General features: G+C 68.3%; 15 protein-coding genes and 2 pseudogenes. 8 read left to right on the top strand and 9 right to left on the bottom strand.

The annotated features are described in order from the left end of the window. Positions 1–178 precede the first annotated feature (178 nt). Positions 179–415, top strand: a pseudogene (locus AB0I45_RS07160) (TrmH family RNA methyltransferase); the annotation flags it as partial. Positions 416–485: 70 nt separating this feature from the next. On the opposite strand, the gene AB0I45_RS07155 reads toward AB0I45_RS07160, so the two are convergent. From AB0I45_RS07155 to AB0I45_RS07130, 6 genes are all read right to left on the bottom strand, one after another. Further along, positions 486–2,123 carry an ATP-binding protein gene (locus AB0I45_RS07155; RefSeq protein WP_345031080.1) on the bottom strand — a complete coding sequence of 546 codons (1,638 nt, stop codon included), beginning with the start codon at positions 2,121–2,123 and terminating at the stop codon, positions 486–488. Positions 2,124–2,194: 71 nt separating this feature from the next. After that, positions 2,195–5,131 (bottom strand): HsdR family type I site-specific deoxyribonuclease, encoded by a 2,937-nt coding sequence (locus tag AB0I45_RS07150; RefSeq protein ID WP_360317516.1) that lies wholly within the window; start codon positions 5,129–5,131, stop codon positions 2,195–2,197. Continuing rightward, the gene (locus AB0I45_RS07145; protein WP_345031076.1) at positions 5,131–6,306 is read right to left on the bottom strand and encodes a hypothetical protein; all 1,176 of its coding nucleotides are present in this window, start codon (positions 6,304–6,306) and stop codon (positions 5,131–5,133) included. Before AB0I45_RS07145 ends, AB0I45_RS07150 begins: the two co-directional genes overlap by 1 nt. After that, positions 6,303–7,799: a class I SAM-dependent DNA methyltransferase gene (locus tag AB0I45_RS07140; protein ID WP_345031075.1), complete on the bottom strand. Its 1,497-nt coding sequence runs from the start codon at positions 7,797–7,799 to the stop codon at positions 6,303–6,305. The genes AB0I45_RS07145 and AB0I45_RS07140 overlap by 4 nt, the downstream gene beginning before the upstream one ends. After that, a complete protein-coding gene (locus AB0I45_RS07135; RefSeq protein WP_345031073.1) occupies positions 7,796–9,346 on the bottom strand; it encodes a class I SAM-dependent DNA methyltransferase in 1,551 nt (516 codons plus the stop codon). Before AB0I45_RS07135 ends, AB0I45_RS07140 begins: the two co-directional genes overlap by 4 nt. A 51-nt stretch (positions 9,347–9,397) precedes the next feature. Then, positions 9,398–9,985 (bottom strand): recombinase family protein, encoded by a 588-nt coding sequence (locus tag AB0I45_RS07130; RefSeq protein ID WP_360317511.1) that lies wholly within the window; start codon positions 9,983–9,985, stop codon positions 9,398–9,400. Between the two features lie 222 nt (positions 9,986–10,207). On the opposite strand from AB0I45_RS07130, the pseudogene AB0I45_RS07125 reads away from it, so the two are divergent. Together AB0I45_RS07125 and AB0I45_RS07120 are read left to right on the top strand one after the other, a co-directional pair. Further along, positions 10,208–10,615 (top strand): annotated as a pseudogene (locus tag AB0I45_RS07125) (RNA methyltransferase); the annotation flags it as partial. A 73-nt stretch (positions 10,616–10,688) separates the two neighbouring features. After that, complete coding sequence (locus tag AB0I45_RS07120; RefSeq protein ID WP_345031071.1) at positions 10,689–11,516, top strand: phosphatase; 828 nt, start codon at positions 10,689–10,691, stop codon at positions 11,514–11,516. Between the two features lie 12 nt (positions 11,517–11,528). On the opposite strand, the gene AB0I45_RS07115 is transcribed toward AB0I45_RS07120, so the two are convergent. Continuing rightward, positions 11,529–12,080, bottom strand: coding sequence for a YbaK/EbsC family protein (locus tag AB0I45_RS07115; protein ID WP_345031069.1), 552 nt, complete (start codon positions 12,078–12,080; stop codon positions 11,529–11,531). A gap of 223 nt (positions 12,081–12,303) precedes the next feature. Between AB0I45_RS07115 and AB0I45_RS07110 the strand changes: the two genes are divergently transcribed. Beyond that, positions 12,304–12,561, top strand: coding sequence for a type B 50S ribosomal protein L31 (locus AB0I45_RS07110; protein ID WP_137319730.1), 258 nt, complete (start codon positions 12,304–12,306; stop codon positions 12,559–12,561). A 97-nt stretch (positions 12,562–12,658) separates the two neighbouring features. Here AB0I45_RS07110 and AB0I45_RS07105 read toward each other — a convergent pair whose 3' ends face one another. Beyond that, on the bottom strand, positions 12,659–13,483 hold the full coding sequence (locus AB0I45_RS07105; protein WP_137319729.1) for a PfkB family carbohydrate kinase: 825 nt from the start codon (positions 13,481–13,483) through the stop codon (positions 12,659–12,661). Between the two features lie 244 nt (positions 13,484–13,727). Further along, positions 13,728–14,195 carry a tRNA (cytidine(34)-2'-O)-methyltransferase gene (locus AB0I45_RS07100; protein ID WP_247424720.1) on the bottom strand — a complete coding sequence of 156 codons (468 nt, stop codon included), beginning with the start codon at positions 14,193–14,195 and terminating at the stop codon, positions 13,728–13,730. A 1,269-nt stretch (positions 14,196–15,464) separates the two neighbouring features. Here AB0I45_RS07100 and AB0I45_RS07095 point away from each other — a divergent pair. The 4 genes from AB0I45_RS07095 (at position 15,465) to AB0I45_RS07080 (ending at position 23,249) form a co-directional block, all read left to right on the top strand. After that, positions 15,465–17,015 carry a DUF222 domain-containing protein gene (locus AB0I45_RS07095; RefSeq protein ID WP_345031063.1) on the top strand — a complete coding sequence of 517 codons (1,551 nt, stop codon included), beginning with the start codon at positions 15,465–15,467 and terminating at the stop codon, positions 17,013–17,015. 231 nt (positions 17,016–17,246) lie between these two features. Beyond that, the gene (locus AB0I45_RS07090) at positions 17,247–17,978 is read left to right on the top strand and encodes a porin (RefSeq protein ID WP_175406961.1); all 732 of its coding nucleotides are present in this window, start codon (positions 17,247–17,249) and stop codon (positions 17,976–17,978) included. Beyond that, complete coding sequence (locus AB0I45_RS07085) at positions 17,968–19,776, top strand: DNA polymerase Y family protein (protein ID WP_345031061.1); 1,809 nt, start codon at positions 17,968–17,970, stop codon at positions 19,774–19,776. The genes AB0I45_RS07090 and AB0I45_RS07085 overlap by 11 nt, the downstream gene beginning before the upstream one ends. Then, positions 19,773–23,249, top strand: a complete 3,477-nt coding sequence (locus AB0I45_RS07080; RefSeq protein ID WP_345031058.1) for an error-prone DNA polymerase — start codon at positions 19,773–19,775, stop codon at positions 23,247–23,249. Before AB0I45_RS07085 ends, AB0I45_RS07080 begins: the two co-directional genes overlap by 4 nt. The last annotated feature ends 18 nt before the right edge of the window (positions 23,250–23,267 follow it).

Here is a 23,267-nt window from a genome sequence, read left to right as displayed (position 1 = left end):
CGATCCTCAACCGGATCGTGTCCAACGCCGAACTGGTCCAACTCGCCGGCCCGAACATGCGTCGCCACACCAAACTCGACGCCGCCGACTGAACAGCACCGCGGGCGGGATCGCCGCTACCCGGTCGTCCCGCCCGCGCTACCGGTTCGCCACACACACGCTACCGAAAGACGCTGCTAAACAGCACGGCTACGTCGTGGCCGGGATGACGCTGGGGGAGGGCGCGATCACGCTTGACGAGCTGGTCGCGGAGGACCACCCGCATCTCGCGCTGGTGTTCGGGACAGAAGGCCACGGCCTGACGCGCCAGGCCGACCGCCGGCTCGACCGACGAGTGACGATCCCGATGATGCACGGGGTGGACTCGTTGAACGTGGCAGCGTCGGCGGCGGTGGCGTTCTACGCGACGCGGTAGTCACAGGAAACTTACGTGGCGGTGGCCGCCCCAATGCCCATTGGGCAGGGAATCGGGTCGCTGCGGACGCTCACGACCCTTCTAGCTTGGATTCAATTTCGCGAACGAGGGCATCGAGAGGCCCTCTTCGATCGGCTCGAAGGGCGGCGACGGGATCGCGCTCGACGGCATCGGCAACGAGGGTCTTGAGGTCGTCCTCGATCGCCTTAGTCCAACCTTGACCCGAGCCTGCGAAGTAGTCTTGCATTCGCAGCTTGAACTTCTTTTGCGGGTGAGTGTGAGCAGGATCCAGGGTCACGTTGAATCGAGCGAGGATGTCCGGTCCCAGAAATGCTTCGTCGAGCAGATCTTCCACCTCCGAGTCGTTCATGTCGACGACCCTCACCATGGTCGCGTCAAGATGGCTGAAGCCGTGCTCCTTCTCGAGAGCTTCGAGTGCCTTGCGCCCAGCAGCGTCGGAGTCTAGTAGTACGTGAACGCGGCAGACACTGTCGTAGAAGTGACGGAACTGGTAAGCGACATTGCTCGCGCCGGTTGTAATCTCTATCCGGAGTGCGCCGTCAGTCAACGCGGACTGGATTATCGGGCTCTCGCCAGCCAGAAGCGTCTGGATGATCCTTTTGTCACTGAGGCCTTCAACTAGCAGGGCGACGCTCGCCGACTGAAGGTTATCCTCGATCCGTACCCCGAGGATGTCCCGGATCTGGCCGAGTGAACCCGCTTGGACCGCACGGTTCTGCCTGATGATGACGTTGCCCGCGACATCACCACGACTCACGAGGAGAGGGCTGTGAGTTGTAATGACCACCTGCTGGTCATGGGCAATCTCATCCAGAACTGCGCGAAGCTCGTGAACCGCTGAGGGGTGAAGATGGGCCTCAGGCTCTTCGACTGCGAGGATTAGGTCCGACTTATTGTTCGCCTGCGCCAATGAGTGCGCCAAAGAGATCGCGGCAAGGCTCTGCACCCCGTCACCCTTTGACGCCAGAGGCGTCTTCACTCCGTCGTCGACCATGAAGTCGAACTCTGTCCAGGCCCACGGATTCACTCCAAAGTAGTCCCGCCCAGACGGCTCGATCTCGACTGACTCCACGTTTGGGAGGAAGCGGCGAAGGGCATCAGTGACTGACGTGCCGAGCGGTGATAGGGCATCCTTGCGGCGCTCGAGCACGACCTCCAGCGCCTTTCGGTATTCTTGATCGCTTTCCAGCGCCGCGAGACGAGAACCCACCTCGGCGCGCATCAACGAGACCGATTCAAACGCTGGGCGAGACGCAGGGATGTACTGCACGCGAACTTGGTCCGAGATGAACTTCGCAATGGCGACCTTCTTCTCGTTGATCTTCTTGCTGCCGGGTCCCTGTTTGATGATTTGCATCTCGCGCCGTCCTCGGTACAGGCGCAGACGAACTTTCAATGTGCCGTTATTGGCGCTCTTCGTTCGTTCCTTGAATTCTTCAATCTCGTCGTCGTTGAGCTCGAAGTCGAACTCGAGGACCGTTGCCGAGTTCGGTTTTGCTGACCTGACAGAATCGGGGATGTCTGATTCCCACGTGTACGTCTCGAAGTCCCAGTCATCCCGCCGTCCGCGACCGCGCGCGGGATAGGGTGCGCCCTTGCCGATGTCGGATATTGCACGTAGGCCAACGACGAGACCACGCAGGATGTTCGACTTTCCTTCGTTGTTTGGACCGACGAGAACCGTCATAGTTCGAAGGTCCATGCCCTCACTCTTGAGGATGGATCGATACCTCTCCAGGCGGAACTGTCGCACTCTCATCAGTAGTACTCCCGGACGTAGCCGAGGGCTTTCTCGAAAACGTCGTTGTCGCGGATCTTGAACTGGACGTAGAGCGTCTTCCGCAGAGCTTGGCGGACCTCTTGGTCGCCGCGGATCGTGGACTGCCACCCCTCGAAGCGGACCCCACGGACGACCTCGTCGATCCGGTTGACGACGTTCTCGACGATGATCGGGGTCTGATCGCCTTTGAGGGCGTCGAACAGCTCGGTCAGTGCCGCCTTGCCCTGCTCTTCGCGGGGCACCTCGTCGGCTGCTTTCTCGGCAGCAACGGTGTCGCGGGCGAGTTCGAGAAGCTCTCGAAGGAAGTCGAGGCTGGACTGTTGGATGTCGGCGTAGCGCTCGCGCAGGTCGTTGAGGCGCTGGCCGAGTTCGACGAAGACCGGGTTATGCAGGTGCCGCGCGATGCGTGCGGTGATCTGACGCTCGATCTCTTCGGTGGGGATGTCGGTGCGCCGACCAGTCATGAGGTCTTCGATCGTCTGAGCGTCGAGCACGATCGTCTCTGTGTTCTGCGGGATCTCGACGGCGACGTGCTCGTTGATCAGGTCGATTGTCTTGGCTCCGAGCGCGTGCCACACGAGACGGCCCGTGATGTCCGAGGGGCGCACCGACTCATAGACATCCGAGAGCCAGCGGTAGTCATCGCGATGTTCGCCCAGCATGGGGTCTGGACTGAGTGCCTCCCACAGCTGTGACACCACGCTGTAGGCGGCTCCGAAAGCGTCCTTCGTGACGTCGTCGGCGATCGCGGATTGTGCCTGGACGAGGCCTTCGTACCCGCCGACGGTGCGGTCGACACCGGGGAAGAATGCGAGTGCGGCAGCCATCGCCGGTGCGAGTTGAGTCTTGAGCTCCTCGATGTTGGAGACGACCTCCCGGACAGCCTGCTCGTCGAAGGAGAGGGATCGGGCGACGTCGTCGAAGATGCCGAGGTAGTCGACGATCAGGCCGTGGGTCTTGTCCGGCGGGTACACGCGGTTGGTGCGAGTGATCGCTTGGAGCAGCGTGTGCTCCTTCAGCGGCTTGTCGAGGTACTGGCAGTAGAGGATCGGAGCGTCGAACCCGGTCAGCAGCTTCGCCGTCACGATGATGATCTTGAGCGGGTCGCTCGGGTCATTGAACCGCGCGACGACCTGCTCAAGCTCCTCGGCACCTGGGGTCCACTTGGCCCAGTCGGGCGAGTCACCTCGGGTCTTCGACATGACGATGGTTGATGCCTCGGGCCCGAGGTGCTTGTCGAGCTCATTCTTGTACGCGACGCAGGAGGCCTTGTCGTAAGCGACGACCTGCGCCTTGAAACCCTGGGGCTCCACTTTGGATTGGAAGTGGGCGGCGATGTCGGCAGCGATCTTCGCGATGCGCGAGGGCGTCTTGATCAGCACCTCGATCGAGGCCGCCTTCTTCGAGAGGGTGATCTTGTCGCTCTCGGACAGATCGCGATCCGTGGCGAGTTCCTCGAACGCCGCGTCGATCGCCTCCTGGTCGATGTGGATTTCTGAGAGTCGTGGTTCGAAGTGCAACGGAAGGGTCGCACCGTCGCGGATGGAGTCCTGGAATGAGTACCGCGACAGGTAGCCGCCCTCGTCCTCGGGTGCGCCGAACCACTTGAAGGTGTTGCGGTCGCGTCGGTTGATCGGCGTGCCCGTCAGGCCGAAGAGGTACGCGTTGGGTAGGGCCTCACGCATCTTCTGCCCGTAGTCGCCCTCTTGCGAGCGGTGGGCCTCGTCGACCATCGCGATGATGTTCTGCCGGGCGTCGAGGACGCCAGGTGCCTCGCCGAACTTGTGGATCGTGGTGATGATGATCTTCCGAGCTCCCTGGCTGAGCAGCGTCTGGAGCTGGGCCCGAGAGTCGGTCGACACCAAGCCCGGGACGTCCGAGGCGTTGAAGGTGCCCGTGATCTGGGTGTCCAGGTCGATGCGGTCGACCACGATCAGGATCGTCGGGTTCGTCAGCTCGGCCATCGCGCGCAGTTTGAGCGCGGTGAAGACCATGAGCAGTGACTTGCCCGAGCCCTGGAAGTGCCAGATCAGGCCCTGCTTGACCTTGCCGAGCAGAACCCGGTCGACGATCAGATTGGTCGCCTGGAACTGCTGGAACCGCGCGATGATCTTGATCTTGCGGTGCTTCTTGTCAGTCGCGTAAAGGGTGAAGAACCGCAGAAAATCCAGGACCGCACGGGGAGTGAGTACTCCTTCGACGGCCTCTTGGACCGCGACGAGACCGATCTTCGCCGGCGCATCCTCATCGGTGGGGTCGTCGCGCCAGGGGCCCCACAGCTCGATCGGCATGCCAATGGTGCCGTAACGGAAGTCCTTGCCCTCGGTCGCGAACGAGAACACGTTGGGCACGAAGAACTGCGGGACGCTCTGCTCGTAGTCGTCGTGGATCTGCGCGGCCCCGTCGATCCAGGTGTACGCCGGCCGGATCGGCGTCTTCGCCTCACCCACCACCAAGGGCAGGCCATTGCACCAGAGCACCAGGTCAAAGCGCTTCTCGAGCCTTCCCTGTTTGAACGTCACCTCAGTCGAGACGATCCACTGGTTCGACGAATCATCGTCGAGGTCGTCGAAGTCGATCAGCCGGACCGTCGTGTGCTCGCCGTTCGGCCCGAACGGCATCGACTTCTGACCAGTCAGCCACGCCATGAACTCCTCGTTGGCCACCACTGGATGCGGGCTGTTCCGGGCAGCGATCAGGATCGCACGGAGGTTGTAGATGACTTCGTCCGCCTTCGCGGGGTCCGCCTCGATCTCCGGATTCAGCCGGACAAGCGCTCCCTCCAGCACACCTTCGAGCATCACCTCGTCGGTACGACGCGGAAGCTCGTTGCCCGGCAAAAACTGGACGTCGTCGGATTTCACTAGGTCCCGGATGAGGTCGCGCACAGAATTCGCTTCGTTGAACTGGGCCATCAGCTGCCTCCAAGCATCTCTCCGAGAACCACTTTGCCGACGGCGGTGACAGCAGCGACTTCGGCACGAAGGCGTGCGAGACCGTCCCTCAGCGTGCCGAGGGTCTCGACAAATGCTCTTCTCTCTTCGGGGAGTTCCGTCCAGGGAATTTCAAGCTCGTTGAGCCAGCGAACGGCGAGGTTGCCCAAGCCGACAGTCCCCGAGGCTGCGTCACTCATGCGGTGCTGCATCCCCGCCTCGCTCAGGACCCAGAAGAGATAATCCCTGTCGGACATGTCGTTCGCCCGCATAAGGAACTGGAACGCGGACACCGCATGCCCGTGCGCCGCTTCGGGCGGGATGTATACGTTCCCGATCCGCTGTCGGTTTCCATTAGTGCGAATCAGGATGAGGCTCGACTCGTCGATTGTGCTAACACTGGCGGGAAGTCCAGTCACATGGCCGACGCCTTCGAGATCGATCGTTCCGTCAGGCTTCGTGTTAGGGATACCAATGACAGGCACCGATCCTTCGACGGATTCACCGTGAACATCCGATGCTGGAAACGAAGGCCCGGACCGCGTCGTCGTGAGATCCCCCAGTCGCGCTGTAGTGGGTAGGGCGCTGAGCCGTGTAGCCGCGACGCGCGCAAGGACACCTTGGACCGATTCGACCTCGTCCGCAAGGGTGCGTTTATGACGCTCGATGGCCCAGAGGAGGTCGGCCATGCGCGTCTGTTCCTCGAAGGATGGGAGGTTGAACTCAAAGTCCTTGAGGTCGCGCCAGTTGGTGCGTGGCGACAGAGAACCAGCCGACGTGCCGAGAGCATGCTCGAAGAAGCCCTCCGACTGCACAATGAAGGGGAGCAAGTCTCTGCGAAGCTGCGTCTCATCGGCATCGAAGGTGTAGATGTCGCCGGAGCAGATGGCGTCGAACTCGGCGTAGGCGGCCTTTCGCTGGTAGGCACGGCGCTTGCCGAAGAGCGTCTGTCCGGGTTTGACCCGTCGAGTGAAGGTCCTGCCGGCATCGGTGGATCCCCAACGGCTGACCTTCAGCTCGCCGGGGTCCAAATGCTCCATCGCGATGATCCGGTCGATGCCGGCCGCCTCGAGATCACGGACGGTCTCATTGACATTGCGGACGACGTCGCCGAATGCCACCCGCTTCCAGGCGGACTTGTCGAGGTTCAACATCATGCCGTCACCTCTGCTCGCAGGAACGCGAGTACGTCGTCGATCGCCGCGTCGGCTACAGCAGCAGACGCTCGCCAATCAGCAACCGCATCTGTGACGTCGAGCTGGTCTCCCGCGAGGGTGGCTGAGGCTCCGGCGACGTACAGCGGAATCGCGAGGCTGTGACCCTCGTCGGCAATCTGGGCGAGTGAGGCGACGGCTGCGAACTGGTCGATGTCGGCGAAAGCGCGGTACGCCTCCAGCACTTTCTGCTGATGGGAGTCTCGCAGGAACGACTGCGCCTGCTCGCGGGCGACTTCGTTGACCGCGTTGATGAACAGCACTTTGCCCTTGTGCTCGGCGGGCTTACTGGCGCGGAGCGTGACGACCACGGCCTCCATGGGGCTGTTGTAGAACAGTCCGGCACCGAGCCCGAGCACGCACTCGATGAGGTCGGATTTGACCAGTGCTTCACGCAGAGATGCCTCTTCACGCCGGAAGAGCACCCCGTGGGGGAAGAGGATCGCAGCGCGGCCCGTATCGGGGTCGAGACTCTTGGCGATGTGCTGGAAGAACGCGTAATCGGCGCGTCCCTGCGGCGGCACGCCCCAGACGTTGCGGCCGTACGGGTCCTTGGCGAACGCGGTGCGGTTCCACGCCTTGATGGAGTAGGGCGGGTTTGCCAGCACAACGTCGAACGTCTGCAGACGGCCCTTGCCGTCTAGGAACGCCGGCCGGCTGAGGGTGTCACCGTGGGCGATGTGGCCGTCTGTGATGCCGTGCAGGAACAGGTTCATCCGCGCGATGGCGGATGTCCCGTAGTTGAGCTCCTGGCCGTAGAGGCGCAGATTCCGCCACTCCTTGCCCTGCCGCTTCAATTCGGCGGCGGTGGAGATGAGCATGCCGCCCGTGCCGCAAGTGGGGTCGTATACAGACTCACCCGGTTGGGGCTCGAGCATCATCGTCATCAGGTGCACGAGCGTGCGGTTGGTGTAAAACTCCTGCGCGGTGTGACCGGAGTCGTCCGCGAATTTCTTGATCAGGTACTCGTACCCGTTGCCGAGCTCGTCCTCGGGCAGGTTGGTGATCGAGAGCGTCTTGGTGGAGAGGTGCTCGATGAGGTCGGCCAGCGTCGAGTCCGGGAGCAGGTCCTTATTGCCCCAGTCGCCGTCACCGAAGACGCCGGGGAGTGTGTCGGGGTTGGCCTTCTCGATGGACCGCATGGCGTGAAGGAGCGTGGTTCCGATGTTCTGGGTGACGCCTCGGATGTCGTCCCAGTGGCAGCCGTGGGGGATGGCGAAGCGGTGGTTCTCTGGGAGGTCGGCGAGCTCCTCGTCGTCGTCGTATACCTCCATCGCGGCGGCGTGCTCCTCGTCGTAGACGTCGGAGATCCGCTTCAAGAAGACCAGCGGGAAGATGTACTGCTTATAGTCGCCGGCGTCAATCAGCCCACGGAGCACGATCGCCGCGCCCCACAGGTAGTTCTCGAGCTCGCGCTGTGTGATTCTGGTGCTCATACGGACAGCCCCCACTTCGTCAGCTCGGCCTCCAGCGCAGCACGCGTCCTGGTCGCCTCGGCGTGCGCCGTTTCGAGATTCGCGAGAGCGTCCGCGAGCGTGAGCTTCTCGCCGATGTCAGGTGGGGCGACGTACAGCGGGATGTTGAGGTTGTAGTCGTTGCTCTCGATCTCGGCCAGATCGACGACACGGGAGCGGCCCTCGATGTCAGCGTGGAGCTCATAGGCGTCAAGGATCTGCTGGGCATGCTCGGGTTCGAGGGTGTTCTGGTTGCGTCCGCGCTTGAACAGGTCTTCACCGTTGATGAAGAGCACCTTGCGTTTCTCCTCCGGTTGCTTCTCCTGTCGAAGGATCAGTACACAGGCGGCGAGGCCCGTGCCGTAGAACAGGTTGGGAGCCAACCCGATGACCGCGTCGACGAGGTCTGACTCGAGCACGTGGGTGCGGATCCGCGCCTCAGCGCCCTGCCGGAAGAGCGCCCCCTGGGGCAGGACGACGGCGACGCGTCCAGTCTTCGGTTTCGCGGAGGTGAGCATGTGCTGGACCCAGGCCCAGTCGGCATACCCCTTTGGTGGGACACCACCACGTGCGTTCCGGCCCCATTTGTCGGACGCCCATTCGGGCTCGCCCCAGTTCTTAAGTGAGAACGGCGGGTTGGCGACGACGCAGTCGAACTGCGCGAGGTTGTTTCCCGTGTAGAAAGCGGGGTTGCGCAGCGTGTCCTCGCGGACGATCTTGAAGTCTTCGACGCCGTGGAGCAGCAGGTTCATCCGTGCGATCGCAGAGGTCGCGAGCACTTTCTCCTGGCCGTAGAGCTTGCCCCAGAGAGTCTTGGGGCTGCCGCCGGCGGTCTTCACGTGCTCGATGACCTCGATCAGCATGCCGCCGGTGCCGCAGGCCGGGTCGTAGACCGTCTCGCCTTCGGTGGGGTTGAGGATGGTGACGAGCAGGCCGACCACCGAGCGCGGCGTGTAGTACTCACCGGCCTTCTTGTTCGACTGGTCGGCGAACCTTTTGATGAGGTACTCGTACGCGTTGCCGAACACGTCGGGCGGCACAGCGGCGTTGGTCAGCGCCTTGCTCGAGAAGTGCTCGAAGAGATCGGCGAGCTTGCGGTCGGGCAGCTTGTCCTTGTTGGTCCAGCTGGCGTTGCCGAAGATGCCGTACAGCGTCTCGGGGTTCGCTTTCTCGATCTCACGCAACGCAGTCTGCAAGGCGGTGCCGATGTTCGCTGTGTGGGTGCGCACGTCGTCCCAGAGGCTTCCGGGAGGGATCACGAAGCGGTGGTTCTCCGCGAACAGGGCGAACTCGTGGTCGCCCCCGGACTCGTCCAGCGCTTGGGCGTACTCCTCGAGGTAGACGTCGCTGATCCGCTTGAAGAACATCAGCGGGAAAATGTACGCCTTGAAGTCGGCCTGGTCGATGCTGCCGCGCAGCAGGTCAGCCGCCGCGGCGAGGTACTGCTCGAGCTCCGCCAGCGTCAGCGGATCGCTCCCGCCGTGGGGGCGCAATGCCCGCGCTGCCGCGCGTGCCTCATCCTCGGTCATCCGTCTCCTAGCTATTGCTCCACCACGCGGCAATGGCGCTACCGACTCAGCTCACGGCCGAGGGGACAACGTCCCCTGACTAGGCCCTCGTTGCGTCAGCACGCGATGGGCGGTTCCGATCGACACGCCAGCGCTTCCGGCGATGCTGCGCAACGACTCGCCTCGATCTCTCCGCATCCTAATCTCGCGCTGCGTCTCGTCGCTAATGGTGCGTGGTCGGCCGTGGCTGCCTCCGTGTTCCCGCGCCGTCTGGATGCCGGCCCGGATGCGGGAGCTTTGAAGCTCACGACGTAGTTGTCTGAGCTCGCGGATGTCAGCGAGAAGCTCCGAGTCTCCGGTGTGCTCGCCCGCGGCCAGGCCAACGAGGACCTTCACTGTTACTCCTCGGTCAATGAGGCCCAGCAGTGTCTCGAGTCCGTCGACCATGCTCGTGCTCAGGCTCCGTGCGCGGGTCACGGTGAGTGCATCCCCGTCGCCGACCTCCGCCACAGCAGCGAGGAGCCCGGGGCGGTTCTTGATCAGGCGTCGACGCGATGCTGTCGCCTCGAAGAGACGCGAGCAGATCGGCTCGAGTGCTTGCCGTTGCAATCTCGCGTCCTGAGGGTCTGCCCCGACCCGGACGAGTACAATGAGCGCCATCAGCCCAAGCTCAGGTCGCTGCTGTGCAGTCGCAGCATGGCAGTGGGTGGGGGAGTGAGGTGCATAGGGTTTATTGAACGCTCCAAGCCGGCCGACGATGACGACCGAGCGGCCATATTTTCCTTCTGACCTGCGGAGACGTAATGCTCAGTTCATCGGTGTGTCGACCGGAAGGAACCGAGCTCACGGGTCCGAAACGCTCCAGAACACTCTGTGACCGCCTCCAACCTCGGCGCGATCTTCCGCTCCGCGGCGGGCCTGGGCGTCGATGCCGTGCTCATCACCCCACGCAGCGCCGACCCGCTCTACCGCCGGGCGATCCGGGTGTCGATGGGCACGGTGTTCCAGGTCCCGTGGACGCGTCTCGACTCCTGGCCGGCCGACATCGACCGGCTCCACGAGCTCGGCTTCCACACCGCCGCGCTCGCGCTCGAGGACGACTCGGTGCCGCTGCGGGAGTTCGCCGCGCGGGCTCCTGCGCGCACAGCGCTCATCATGGGCACCGAGGGCGACGGACTGCAGCGCAGGACGATCGCGGCGGCGCGCTCGACCGTCCTCATCCCCATGGGCCACGGCGTCGACTCGCTCAACGTCGCCGCCGCGACGGCTGTGGCCTGCTACGCGCTGCAGCCGAGCGTGGACACGCCGCAGAGCGAGACTCAGCGATCGAGCGAGACCATCCGAGCGAATCCCGGAGACGACGATGCAGAACCGACGAACTGACCGCACCGATCCGACTGAGCAGACCGCGCCGGAGCTCACCCGCGCCCTCGAGGCCGCCCGGATCACCGGGGAGGTCGGCACGCCGCGCGAGGGCAACCTGTCCCACATCCAGCGGTTCCTCGACCAGGAGACGCACTTCCACTTCGGCGTGCCGCTCACCCGCGACTGGGACTACGACGCTGTCTTCGACCTCATGGTCGGCCGGGTCGGAATCTCCGCAGATCGGGCGCACACCGCCGGTCAGGACACGATCTCGACCGCGCTGTGCCTCGCGGCCTCCGCGCGCTTCGCGGCGGTGCTCGGCGAGGTCGCGCGCGGCGGCGGACGGATCCTCTTCGGCTCCGGCCACCCGGCCGGCATGGTGCCCGTCCACCAGGCCTTCGCCCGGGCCGCGGAGGCCGCCGGGGCCGAGGTCGTCCGCGCCACCGGACCGATCACCGTCGACACCGATGGGGGAGACGTCCGGCACCTCGGCGGGGTATGGGTCTGGCACCAGCACGGCGGCGTACCGCACACCCACTCGCCCGAACCGGTGGCGCATCTGCTGGCCGAGCTCAGCCGCCGCGGCGAGGCACCGCCGGACCTCGTCGTCGCCGACCACGGCTGGGCCGGGTACGCCGGCGGGCAGGGCCTGCGCGCGATCGGCTTCGCCGACTGCAACGATCCGGCCCTGTTCGTCGCCGAGGCGCAGGGCCAGGTCGAGGTCGCCGTCCCGCTCGACGACGACATCGAGCCGCAGCTCTATCTGCCGCTCATCGAGTTCATCCTGCAGCGCGCCGGCCTCCCCGCCGAGGGGATCGCGCTCTGAGCCGGCTCGCGCTCACACCTCGAGCGCGAGGTCCTCGATCACCTCGGCGCCGGGGAGGCGTGCGAGCTCGGACCCGGGGAGGATGATCTTCGAACCCCGGATGCCCGAGCCGATGATCACCTCGTCGGCCGCGATGACTCGGGAGTCGACGAGCAGCCGGTAGCCCTCCGGGAGGCCGATCGGCCCGATGCCCCCGTACTCCATGCCCGATTCCTCGACCGCCCGGTCCATCGGCAGGAACGAGGCCTTGCGGACGTCGAGGAGCTTGCGGACCCGCTTGTTGACGTCGGCGCGGGTGTGGGCGAGCACGAGGCAGGCGGCGATGCGCTCGTCGCCCGCGCGGGTGCCGGCGACGAGGACGCAGTTCGCGGAGTGCTCCGGGGCCAGGCCGTAGGCCTCGGTGAGGGCTGCGGTGTCCGCGAGGTCCGGGTCGATGGGGAACACCTCGGCGGTGAGATCCGCCGGGAGCGCGGCGAGCGCCTCGGCGGTGGGAGCGGCGACGAGCTCGGGGGTGTCGCTGGCAGGCACGGCGGTCACGGTGTCGGGCAGGATGCTCCAGGTCATGGCACCCACGATAGGACAGGCCGGCGTGCAGGTGCAGGCGCGGTGTCATGATCGGTCGGCGTGTTCGGGTTCGCCCCGGTTCGACGCGTCCGGTATAGTGGATCGTCGGTCCTCCGTGGGACCGGACCGGATCCGAGCAGGATCCGAGCACACGAATTTGAGCACTGGCAGGCGGATGAGGATCCGCATCAGGGCTCACAGGAATTCAACGCGAAGGACATTCATGAAGAAGGACATCCACCCGGAGTACGACGTCGTCGTGTTCAACGACCTCTCCTCCGGCACCAAGTTCCTCACCCGCTCCACCGTGAAGAGCGACAAGACCATCGAGTGGGAGGACGGGAACACCTACCCGCTCATCGACGTCGAGATCTCCTCGGCCTCGCACCCGTTCTACACCGGCAAGCAGCGCATCCTCGACTCCGCCGGCCGCGTCGAGAAGTTCAAGGACCGCTACAAGGGCTTCGGCAAGCGCAAGTGACGCACGCCTGAGACGAGCGCAGGGCCCCGGGATCGAATCCCGGGGCCCTGCGCTATTCACCGCTGCCGACTGCGCACCGAAAGGGTGCGACGGCCGGTCAGCTGCGCGTGACGGTGATGTCCGCGTGCGGGAAGCAGCGGACGGCGGGGTGGAGGAGCGAGCGGACGCCGGTCGCGTTCTCGATCGCCGCGGCGATGCCGTGGGCGACGGTCTCCTTGGCCCGCGCGACCGCCTCGGGCACGGCGAGTCCGGTGGCCAGCCCCGCAGCGATCGCCGAGGCGAACGAGCAGCCGGCGCCGTTGACGAGGTGGTCGTTGACCTTCTTCGTGGCGAACACCGTGACCGACTCGCCGTCGAACAGCACGTCGACCGCATCCTCGCCGGCGAGGCGGGCGCCGCCCTTGACGACGACGTTCTTCGCACCCATCGAGTGGATCGCCCGGGCCGCGTCGACCATGTCCTCGACGCTCGTGAGCTCGGCCGTGCCGGTCAGGGTCGCGGCCTCCTCGAGGTTCGGGGTGATCACCGTGGCGAGCGGGACGAGGTTCTCGACGAAGAGGTCCTTGAGGTCGACCATGGTGCCCGCGCCCTTGCACACGAGGACCGGGTCGAACACGTAGGGCAGGTGGTTGTCGCGCAGGCGCTCGGCGAGGACGAGCGCGGAGTCGACGGAGCCGAGCATGCCGGACTTGATGACGTCGAAGTCGTGGACGGCGAGCGCGGAGTCGAGCTGGCGGTTGACGACCTCGGGCTCGATGAACTCGATGACGTGGTTGAACCCGTCCTCGGGGTCGAAGGTGACGATGCACGTCACGGCGGCGGTGCCGAACACGCCGTACTCCTCGAACATCTTGAGGTCGGCGGCCAGGCCCGCGCCGCCGGAGACGTCCGAGCCGGCGACCGTGAGGGCACGAGCGATCATGAGGTGGATCCTTCCGTGGTGGGGCAGTGGGGTGCGGTGCTGGAGGTGCGAGGTGCGACGGCGCGGAGCCGTGCGCGCGGTGCACGATGGATCCACTGTACTCCTCAGTCCGCAGTGCACACGGTGATCGGTGAGCCGTGATCCGAGTGGGCGGTGAGCAGTGATCCGAGTGGGTGCGGACCGTTCCGAGTGGAGCGCACGTGTCGTCGATGCGCACTGGTCTCGCCGGGCGGGGTGTGCGGGCTCAGGTGCCGCCGGGGTAGCCGAGCTGGCGCCACGCCTCGTACACCGCGATCGAGGCGGAGTTCGCGAGGTTGAGCGAGCGTCGGGACGGCTGCATCGGGATGCGCACGGTGAGGTCGACATGGTTGTCGGCGAGCACCTCGGCGGGGAGTCCGACGGACTCGCGGCCGAACAGGAGCACGTCGTCGCCCGTGTACTCGACGGTGTGGAACGCGGTGTCGGACTGGGCGGTGAAGGCGATGACGCGGCGGTCCCCGAGCGTGTCCCACAGGGCGTCGAAGTCCGGGTGGACGGTGACGTGCGCGAGGTCGTGGTAGTCGAGCCCGGCGCGGCGCAGCTTGGCGTCGGAGAGGTCGAAGCCGAGGGGCTCGACGAGGTGCAGGTGCGCGCCGGTGACCGCGGCCAGGCGGATCGCGTTGCCGGTGTTGCCCGGGATCTCGGGGGTGCAGAACACGATGCTGAGATTCATCACCGGCCCAGTGTATGCGCGCGGGTGCTGCGAGCCGGGATGGGGAGTGCGCATCAGTCCGGTTCGGGGCGGGAGCGGTGGCACCGAGTGCCGAGGTGCGGCAGGCGGGGCGATAGGGGCGTCCCTGCTGTGACGTCCCCGCTGTGACGTCCATCCGGGGTGAAGCGTCCCGGTCGCGCCGCTGTTGAGCATCCCGGCCGAGACCGGGTTCTTCCAGCGAGGTGTTCGCTGCGCGGCGTCGCGGCAGAAGCGTCACCGTGGCGTAGTGAAGGCAACGACGTCACAGCAGGGACGTGAGGGCGAAGACGTCACGGCTGGGACGTGAAAGCCGCTGGGACGTCACGACGGGGCGTCTCAGCGGGGCGACACAGCGGGGACGCGACCGGACGGGTTCCCGCGATCGGAATGACGTCACAGCGCGGAACTCGCAGCAGAGTCGTCGCAGCAGAGGCGTGAGAACAGCGGCGTCGCACCGGGGACGTGACGGGGTGACATCATTGCGAACGCGTCACAGTTGAGACGTGACCTCCGAGACGTCACAGCAGGGGCATCACGGCGGGGTCGTCACGGCGGGGTTGTTACAGCGGGGTGACGGTGCGGGTGTGTGACCGATGCCTATGGAGCACACGGGGTCGGTTGGGCGAAGACGTCACGGCAGGCACGCCGCTGTGACGCCGGAGCCGCCGGAGTGCTGTCCTCGCTTCAGGACTCCGGCGGCTCTCATGGGCGAGCATCCCGCCGGATGAGGACGAGGTGGGCGGGCACCTCGGGACCGGACCGGCCGCCCTAGCGTCGACGGCGAGGTATATGGGCCGGCGGGCGAGGCGCGGAACGAGCGGTCCGCGCGCCGGTTCGATGGCGCCCCGGTGGGGTCGATGGTGCACCGGTAGAGACGAGGGCATCCCGGTGGAGGCGGGCGGCCCCTGATCCGCACAGAACAGCAGGACGACAATAGATCACTGTGATCGAACCCGTGTCAGTGCCTCCCGATAGCGTGATCTCATCTCGATAAGGGTGGGGTGCGGAGCTCGCCCGAAGGAGGGGGACACGATGAGAACACCGACGGCGGAAGACGCGCGGCCGAGCGGGCATGCGAACGGGGCGGACGAGGCCGAGGATATGAGGCGTGGCGGGGATGCACCCGATGCTGACCGGACGGCGGACAGGACGGCGGCGCCTGCATCCGAGGCACCGGAGGAGCGGGAGTCCGGCGGCAACCCGGACGAGTGTGCCGAGCTCGTTCGCCGGATCCGGGGTGCCGCGGCGCAGATGGCACAGTCGCAGGCGCAGTTCGTCGCGCTCCTCGATCGGATCGATCAGGAGGGTGCCTGGGAGGGCTGGGTCGGCATCCGGAGCTTCGGGCACTGGGTGGCGTTCGCGTGCGAGATGACACCGCACACCGCGCGGGAGTACATCCGGGTCGCTCGCGGCCTGCGCGAGTTCCCCGAGGTCACCCGACTCTTCGGGGAGGGCCGGGTGTCGTATTCGAAGGTCCGTGAGATCACCCGGCTGGCAGGTCGGATCGACGAGACGGAGGCGGCGCGGATGTGCCGGGTCGCGACCTCGGCGCAGCTCTCCCGGATGATCTCGACCTTCCGGCGGATCGCGCCGGACGCGGCCGGGGTGGTCAAGGAGCTCCCCGGTGACGTGTTCCGCATCGAGCCGCTCCCTGCCGGGCGCGCACGGATCACGATCGAGCTGCCCGAGGCCGAGGCCGCCGAGGTCATGGCACTGGTGGACGCGGCCGTCGACCGGACGATCACCACCGCCCACCGGCGGGCGCGGGGAGAGGGAGCGGACGGTGAGGCGGGCGAGGGGATGAGCGGCGAAGCCGATGGTGGCGAGAACACGGAGGGTCCCGCGTCGGAGCCGATCTCCAGGGTCGACCGGTTCCTCGACCTCATCCGGACCGGATCGCGGAGCGGCGAGGAGGCCGGGACGACGTCCCGCCGGGCCGAGGTGCACGTTCACGCATCCATCGCGACCGTCGCCGGCGCGGACCCTGCCTCCGAATCCGCTGCGGGGCGGGTCGAGGCGGAGGATGCGAACATCGGCGCGACAGCCGGGGCACACCGCGACACGGGCGATGAGCCGACCGAGGCCGTGGACAGCAGTGAGCCTCGCGCGGTGTCAGAGGCCGACGTCGCCTGCATCGAGGGGTACGGCGCGGTGACCGCCGCCACCGTCGGCCGGCTGAGCTGCGGATCGCCGCTCGTGGGCGCCCTCATCGATGCATCCGGCGACGTGCTCGCCCTCGGCCGGACGAAGCGCCTGGCCTCGCATCGCCAGCGGCGGGCCCTCGCGGTGCGCGACATCGGATGCCGATTCCCCGGCTGCTCGCGCACCCGGCTGCTCGAGGCGCACCACATCCGACCGTGGTCCGAGGGCGGCCCGACGGACCTCGACAACATGCTCCTGCTCTGCCGCTCGCACCACATCGCGATCCATGAGCACGGTGTGTCCATCGCCCGGCGCGCGGGCGAGGTTCCTGACGGCGGTGCTCATGATGACGACGCTCATGATGGCAACGCTCATAGGGGCGCAGCGCGGACCGATCGGCATCCCGGCGTCGGTTTCGTCTTCACTGCCGCGGGTGCCGAGCTCATGCCGACGTGGAGGGAGACGGATGACGTCGGGGTGTTCGATACCGCCTGGCTGTCCTGGGACGACTACGACCGGGTCGCCAATCATCCGGAGCGCATCTGCACCCTCGGCGGCGGGGAGGGCTTCGACCTCCACGAGTGCGTCCGCTGGATCTTCGACGCCGCCCGGCTCCACGATGACGGCCTGCCGCGCGACGAGGCCGAGGCCGCCGCCTGACCCAGCGGCTGCGGATCGGGGCCGGGCGGCTGCCGGCTGGCGTCCGGTGCCGGGGCGTGGGTGCCGGTGTGCTGGTGCCGTGGCGGCTGGGCTGTGCTCGTGCGGCGATCATGCCGCGTTCGAACGGTGGCCTGGCCGCGTGCGAGCGAAGAGCTGAGTATGTTCGAACGGCGACCGGGTGCCCTTCGAATCCCACTTGAATGATTAGAACTGACGTTCGATACTGGATGCATGTCCGCCGACCCCGTGCACGCGATCAGTGCCCTCACCGAACAGCTCACGCGCCTGCCGGGGATCCGGACGGCCTCCGAGCTGTTCGCCGGGCACCCGCCGTACGCGGTCGACGCCCCGCTGCGGCCGCTCTTCCAGCGCGGCGGGCTGCCGCGCGGCGAGATCCTCGCCATCACCGGCGAGCACTCCTTCTCCCTCGCACTGGCCGCCTGCGCCGCCGCTACGCGGGAGCAGCTGTGGTGCGCCGTCCTGGGCATGGGGGAGCCTGCCGTCGCCGGGATCGCCGACTTCGGCATCGATCTCTCCCACTTCGTCAACCTCCGCACCCCGCTCCAGGACTGGCTGCGGGTGACATCGATCCTCGTCGAGTCCTTCGACATCCTCATCGTCCGGCCCGGTTTCGCCCCGACCCCGGGAGACCGGCAGCGTCTGCTCGCCAAGGTCCGGGAACGGCGGATGACCCTCATCACCCTCGACGAGTTCCCCGGCACCGGCGAGCGGCTCGGCGTCCGCGACGTCCGCTGGGAGGGCACTGCTCGAGGCGCCGGCCGCCTCGAGCAGTGCACGGTCACCGTCCACGGTTCGCGCACCGGCACCCACACCCTCCTGCTCCCGGCCCCCTCCGGCCGGGCCGAGCACCCCGCTCCGATGCCGGGGGCCGAACACTCCGTTCCAGCGGTGGGGGTCGCGCACCCCGGCGGCCCTGTCCCGAGGATCCACAGTGTCGACTGAAGCAGCGTCTGCCGAGTCCACGGCTCCTGCCGAGCTCCCCACCGCGCCGGCCGAGGCCCCGACACCTGCCGAAGCCCCGGCTCCTGCCGAACCACCTGCCTCTGCAGCCTCCACCTCCCAGCGCGTGTCCGTCCATCGCACGGTGGTCCTCGCAGTGCCGGACTGGCCGGCGGTGGCGGCCGGGATCGCGCACGGGCTGAGCACGGCCGCGCCCGCCGCCGTGCTCCGGGCCGGGCGCATCATCTCCTGCAATGCGCCCGCGCGCGCCTCGGGCGTGGAGACCGGGCTCAACAAGCGCGCCGCCCAGCTGCGCTGTCCCGAGCTCACCGTCATCCCCTGGGACCCCGAGGTCGACCACCGGGTGTTCGCCGCCGGGATCGGCGTGCTCGAGGACCTCGTCGCCCGGTTCACCCTGCTGTCCCCGGGCGTGGTGAGCATCCCGGCCCTCTCCCTGCGCCGCACCCACGCGAGCGAGGAGTCCGCGGTCGAGGAGCTCCTCACCGGCCTCACCGACTCCACCGGCTGGGAGTTCTTCCCCGGCATCGCCGATACCGCCTTCGCCGCGCTGCTCGCCTCCCGCACCGCCACCCGCGTGCCGCCGGGCCGGACCGCCGCCTTCCTCGCCCCGCTCCCCATCTCCTCCCTCACCGCGGTCGACGCCCACGCCTACGCCGAGCTCGTCCCACTGCTCGGCCGGCTCGGGCTCACCGCGCTCGGTCGGTTCGCCCAGCTCGCGGAGGCCGACGTCCATGCGCGGTTCGGCACCCTCGGCCGGCGCGCCCACCGGCTCGCCCGCGGTCTGCCCGACCGGATCCCCGCCGACCACGTGCGCGCCCGCGAGTTCCGGGTGCACAGCCCCCTCGACCCGCCGAGCGGCCGCAGCGACGTGCTGTCCTTCCACGCCCGCACCCTCGGTGCCGAGCTGCTCGGCACCGTCCGCGCCGCCGGCCTCGTGTGCACCCAGGTGGACATCGAGCTCACCGCGACGACGGGGGAGACCTGCCGGCGGACCTGGCGCCTCGAGGACATGGACGAGTCGATGATCGCCGACCGCCTCCGCTGGCAGGCCGAGGGGTGGCTCGCCGCCGGGGGAGCCGGCACGGGTGCCGACGGCCGGGGCGGACCCCGTACCCGAGGCGCCCGCCCCGATCGCAGGGCTCGCACTGCCCGCCCCGACCGCACCGCCCGGGCCGTTCCCGAGAACGGGGAGGACCCCGGCCCCGACCCGACACTCGTCAGCGGGGAGGACGGGATCTGCGCGATCGGGCTCGCCGCCGCGGAGCTCCTCAGCCCCCTGGGCACGCAGCAGAGCCTGTTCGACCAGCACCCGGGACGGATCGCGCACACCCTCGAGCGCCTCCAGGGCCTGTTCGGCCCCGACGCCGTGCTCGTCCCCGGCCTGCAGGGCGGCCGCGATCCGGCGGAGACGAACCTCTGGACACCCTGGCAGCAGCGCCCCCGGCCCGAGCGCGACCCCGAGGCCCCCTGGCCGGGCGCGGTGCCGGCTCCCCGCCCCACGCTCGTCGAGCACACCCCGGTGGACCTGCTCGACGAGCGCGGCGCCACGATCGTCGCCCGCCCCGCCGGACTCGACAACGTCCCGGCGCTGCTCCGGATCCCCGGCACGGGGACGGTGCGCGTGGTCGACCACTCCTCGGCCTGGCCGGTGGAGGCCGGCTGGTGGGACCGGAGCACGGCCCAGTACCGGGTGCGCCTCCAAGTCGTCGCCGAGGACGGGGCCGCCTACCTGCTGAGCAAGGAGAGCGGCCGCTGGTACCTCACCGGGAGATACGCATGAACGGCTTCTTCAACCCGCGCACCCCGTGGTCCGAGCTCGAGCGGCGGCTCTCCGACCGGCCGGACCCGCGGGCGGACCGGAAGAGCCGGGAGCCGGACCCCGATGCCGGGTCCACAGGTCCCGGATCCACAGGTCCCGTGTCCGTGGGGCCCGGCGGCTCGGACGGACCGTCCCGGTACGCGGGCCGGGACGCCCGCACGCGCCCGGGACGTGCCATCCCCGCAGGCGCCGACGGCTCCGACGCCCCGGCCTTCTCCCGCCCCGACCGGTACGCGGAGGCCGACCAGCACAGGAGCTCCGACCAGCAGGGGAGCTCCGACCACTCCCTCCTGCCCGCCCGCACACCCGCCCTCCTGCCCGCCCGCACCCCGTGGGCGGAGCTCCATGTGCACTCGGACTTCAGCTTCCTCGACGGCGCCTCGGAGCCGGAGGAGCTCGCCGCCACCGGCGCCCGGGCCGGGCTCACGGGGATGGCGCTCACCGACCACAACGGGCTCTACGGCGCGGTCCGCTTCGCCCAGTCCGCCGCCGAGGCCTCCCTCCCCACGGTGTTCGGCGCCGAGCTCTCCCTCGGGCTCACCGCGAAGATCCCCGGCCAGATCGACCCGCAGGCCGAGCACCTCCTCGTCCTCGCCCACGGGGTCGACGGCTACCGCACCCTGTCCGCGGCGCTCACCGCCGGCGCACTGGCCGGGGAGAAGACCCGGCCGGTGTTCGACCGCGCCGGCCTCGCCGCCGCGGCGGGCGACTGGACGATCCTCACCGGCTGCCGCAAGGGCCCCCTCCTGCCGCACCTCGACGATCCCGACGGCGGCCTCGGCGCGCTCCGCCGCCTCGTCTCGGAGTTCGGCCGCGACCGGGTGGTCGTCGAGCTCACCCGCCACGGCCTGCCCACCGACGACGCACGGATCGCCCACCTGTGCGAGCTCGCCCACCGGGCGCGGCTGCCGGTCGTCGCCACCAACGCCGTCCACTACGCGACCCGGGCCCGCTTCGCCGACGCCCAGGTGCGCGCCGCGGTGCGCTCCCGCCGCTCCCTCGAGGCGGTCGCCGGCTGGCTGCCGCCCACCGCCTCGGCGCGCATCCACACCGGCGAGGAGATGCGCGAGCGCTTCCCGGCCGCCGCCCTCGACACCGCCGTCCGGCTCGCGGCGAGCCACGCCTTCGAGCTCACCGCGGCGCGCGCCGGGCTGCCCGATGCCCCGATCCCCGCCGGGACCGACGAGGCGACCCACCTGCGCCGGCTCGTCGAGGCCGGCGGGCTCGGGCGCTACGGCACCCGCACCGCACACCCGCGCGCCTGGGAGCAGCTCGACCGGGAGCTCGCGACGATCGAGACGATGGGGTTCTGCGGCTACTTCCTCATCGTCCACGACATCGCCCGGTTCTGCCGCGAGCAGGACATCTTCTGCCAGGGCCGCGGCTCGGCGGCGAACTCCGCGGTCTGCTACGTCCTCGGCATCACCGCCGTCGACGCCGTGCGGTTCCGGCTCCTCTTCGACCGCTTCCTCGCCCCCGACCGCGCCGGCTACCCGGACATCGACATCGACATCGAGTCCGGCCGCCGCGAGGAGGTGATCCAGTACGTCTACCGGCACTACGGCCGCCACCGCGCCGCCCAGGTCGCCAACGTCATCACCTACCGCGCGAAGTCCGCCGTCCGCGACGCCGCCGCCGCCCTCGGATACGACCCCGGCCAGCAGGACGCCTTCTCCACCGGCATCAACCGCTGGTCGACCCTGCCCGATCCGGCGGACACCGCGGTGCCCGCCCCGGTGCTCGAGGTCGCCGCCGGACTCCTCGGCACCCCGCGCCACCTCGGCATCCACTCCGGCGGCATGATCCTCGCCGACCGGCCGATCGGCGAGGTCGTGCCGATCGAGCCGGCGACGATGGAGGACCGCACCGTCGTCCAATGGGACAAGGACGACTGCGCGGCGATGGACCTCGTGAAGTTCGACCTGCTCGGCCTCGGGATGCTCACCGCGCTCCACGAGATGGTCGACCTCGTGGCCCGGCACACCGGCGAGCGCATCGACCGGGCGGCGATCCCGCAGGAGGACCCGCGCGTGTACGACATGCTCTGCGCCGCGGACGCGGTGGGCGTGTTCCAGGTCGAGTCCCGCGCTCAGCTCGCGACCCTGCCCCGGCTGCGTCCGCGCACCTTCTACGACCTCGCCGTGCAGGTCGCGCTCATCCGCCCCGGCCCCATCCAGGGCGGCTCCGTCCACCCCTATATCCGCCGCCGGCAGGGCCTCGAACCCGTCGAGCACCTCCACCCGCTGCTCGAGAACGCACTCGACAAGACCCTCGGGGTGCCGCTGTTCCAGGAGCAGCTCATGCAGATGGCGATCGACGTCGCCGGCTTCACCGGCCCCGACGCCGACGAGCTCCGCCGCGCGATGGGCTCCCGCCGCTCACGCGCCCGGATGGAGCAGCTCGCCGAGCGCTTCCACACCGGGTGCGCCGCCCGCGGGGTCGCCCCGGACATCGCACAGGCGATCTTCGACAAGATCGCCGCCTTCGCCAACTACGGCTTCCCCGAGAGCCACGCCATCAGCTTCGCCAACCTCGTCTACGACTCCGCCTGGTTCAAGTGCCACCACCACGCGGCGTTCACCGCCGGCCTCCTGCGCTCCCAGCCGATGGGCTTCTACTCCCCGCAGTCGCTCATCGCCGACGCCCGCCGCCACGGCGTGACGATCCGCCCCGTCGACGTCAACGCCTCGGCCGCCCTCGCCGACCTCGAACCGGACCCGGACTCCACCGGTGGGCTCGCGATCCGGGTCGGCCTGGAATCCGTGCGCGAGGTGGGGGGCGCGGCCGCGACGATCGTCGCCGAGCGCGAGGCGGCCGGGCCCTACGCCTCGATCGCCGACCTCGCCCACCGCACCGGGGTCGAGGTGCGGGTCCTCGAGGGGCTCGCCTCCGCCGGCGCCTTCACGGGGTTCGGCGTCGACCGGCGCCAGGCGCTGTGGCTCGCCGGCTCGCTCGCCGGCGCCGGGCCCGGCGTGCTGCCGGGCACCGCACCCGTCACCGCCGCCCCCACCCTGCCACTCATGAGCGCGTTCGACGTCACGCTCGCCGAGCTGTTCGCCACCGGCCTCACCGTCGAGGGATACCCGACCGCCCAGCTGCGCAGCGCCCTCACCGCCCGCGGGTACGCCTCGACGGAGGACGCCCGGGCGACCGCGGACGGCTCCCGGATCACCGTGGCCGGGATCGTCACCCACCGACAGCGGCCGGCCACCGCCTCGGGCATCACCTTCATGAACATCGAGGACGAGTTCGGGATGCTCAATGTCGTGTGCACCCCGGGACTGATGAAGCGCTTCGCCCCGATCTCCACGAGCCGCAGCACCCTCGTCGTGACCGGGCAGCTGCAGCGTGCCGGTGAGGTGGTGAGCCTCTACGCGCACCGGCTCCACCCGCTCGAGGTGCAGCTGCCCTCCCGCTCCCGGGACTTCCGCTGAGGCGCACCGGAGTGCGAC

The organism is Brevibacterium sp. NPDC049920, from assembly GCF_040656435.1.
GTDB lineage: Bacteria > Actinomycetota > Actinomycetes > Actinomycetales > Brevibacteriaceae > Brevibacterium > Brevibacterium pityocampae.
This window is presented reverse-complemented; position numbering and strand designations above follow the sequence as displayed.

What these genes read in the sequence shown, in the direction of transcription:
- AB0I45_RS07150 (WP_360317516.1), bottom strand. Translation starts at nt 5,131, where the DNA reads ATGGCCCAGTTCAACGAAGCGAATTCTGTGCGCGACCTCATCCGGGAC.
- AB0I45_RS07140 (WP_345031075.1), bottom strand. Translation starts at nt 7,799, where the DNA reads ATGAGCACCAGAATCACACAGCGCGAGCTCGAGAACTACCTGTGGGGC.
- AB0I45_RS07120 (WP_345031071.1), top strand. Translation starts at nt 10,689, where the DNA reads ATGCAGAACCGACGAACTGACCGCACCGATCCGACTGAGCAGACCGCG.
- AB0I45_RS07110 (WP_137319730.1), top strand. Translation starts at nt 12,304, where the DNA reads ATGAAGAAGGACATCCACCCGGAGTACGACGTCGTCGTGTTCAACGAC.
- AB0I45_RS07130 (WP_360317511.1), bottom strand. Translation starts at nt 9,985, where the DNA reads ATGGCGCTCATTGTACTCGTCCGGGTCGGGGCAGACCCTCAGGACGCG.
- AB0I45_RS07145 (WP_345031076.1), bottom strand. Translation starts at nt 6,306, where the DNA reads ATGATGTTGAACCTCGACAAGTCCGCCTGGAAGCGGGTGGCATTCGGC.
- AB0I45_RS07080 (WP_345031058.1), top strand. Translation starts at nt 19,773, where the DNA reads ATGAACGGCTTCTTCAACCCGCGCACCCCGTGGTCCGAGCTCGAGCGG.
- AB0I45_RS07105 (WP_137319729.1), bottom strand. Translation starts at nt 13,483, where the DNA reads ATGATCGCTCGTGCCCTCACGGTCGCCGGCTCGGACGTCTCCGGCGGC.
- AB0I45_RS07090 (WP_175406961.1), top strand. Translation starts at nt 17,247, where the DNA reads ATGTCCGCCGACCCCGTGCACGCGATCAGTGCCCTCACCGAACAGCTC.
- AB0I45_RS07135 (WP_345031073.1), bottom strand. Translation starts at nt 9,346, where the DNA reads ATGACCGAGGATGAGGCACGCGCGGCAGCGCGGGCATTGCGCCCCCAC.
- AB0I45_RS07155 (WP_345031080.1), bottom strand. Translation starts at nt 2,123, where the DNA reads ATGACGGTTCTCGTCGGTCCAAACAACGAAGGAAAGTCGAACATCCTG.
- AB0I45_RS07115 (WP_345031069.1), bottom strand. Translation starts at nt 12,080, where the DNA reads ATGACCTGGAGCATCCTGCCCGACACCGTGACCGCCGTGCCTGCCAGC.
- AB0I45_RS07100 (WP_247424720.1), bottom strand. Translation starts at nt 14,195, where the DNA reads ATGAATCTCAGCATCGTGTTCTGCACCCCCGAGATCCCGGGCAACACC.
- AB0I45_RS07095 (WP_345031063.1), top strand. Translation starts at nt 15,465, where the DNA reads ATGGCACAGTCGCAGGCGCAGTTCGTCGCGCTCCTCGATCGGATCGAT.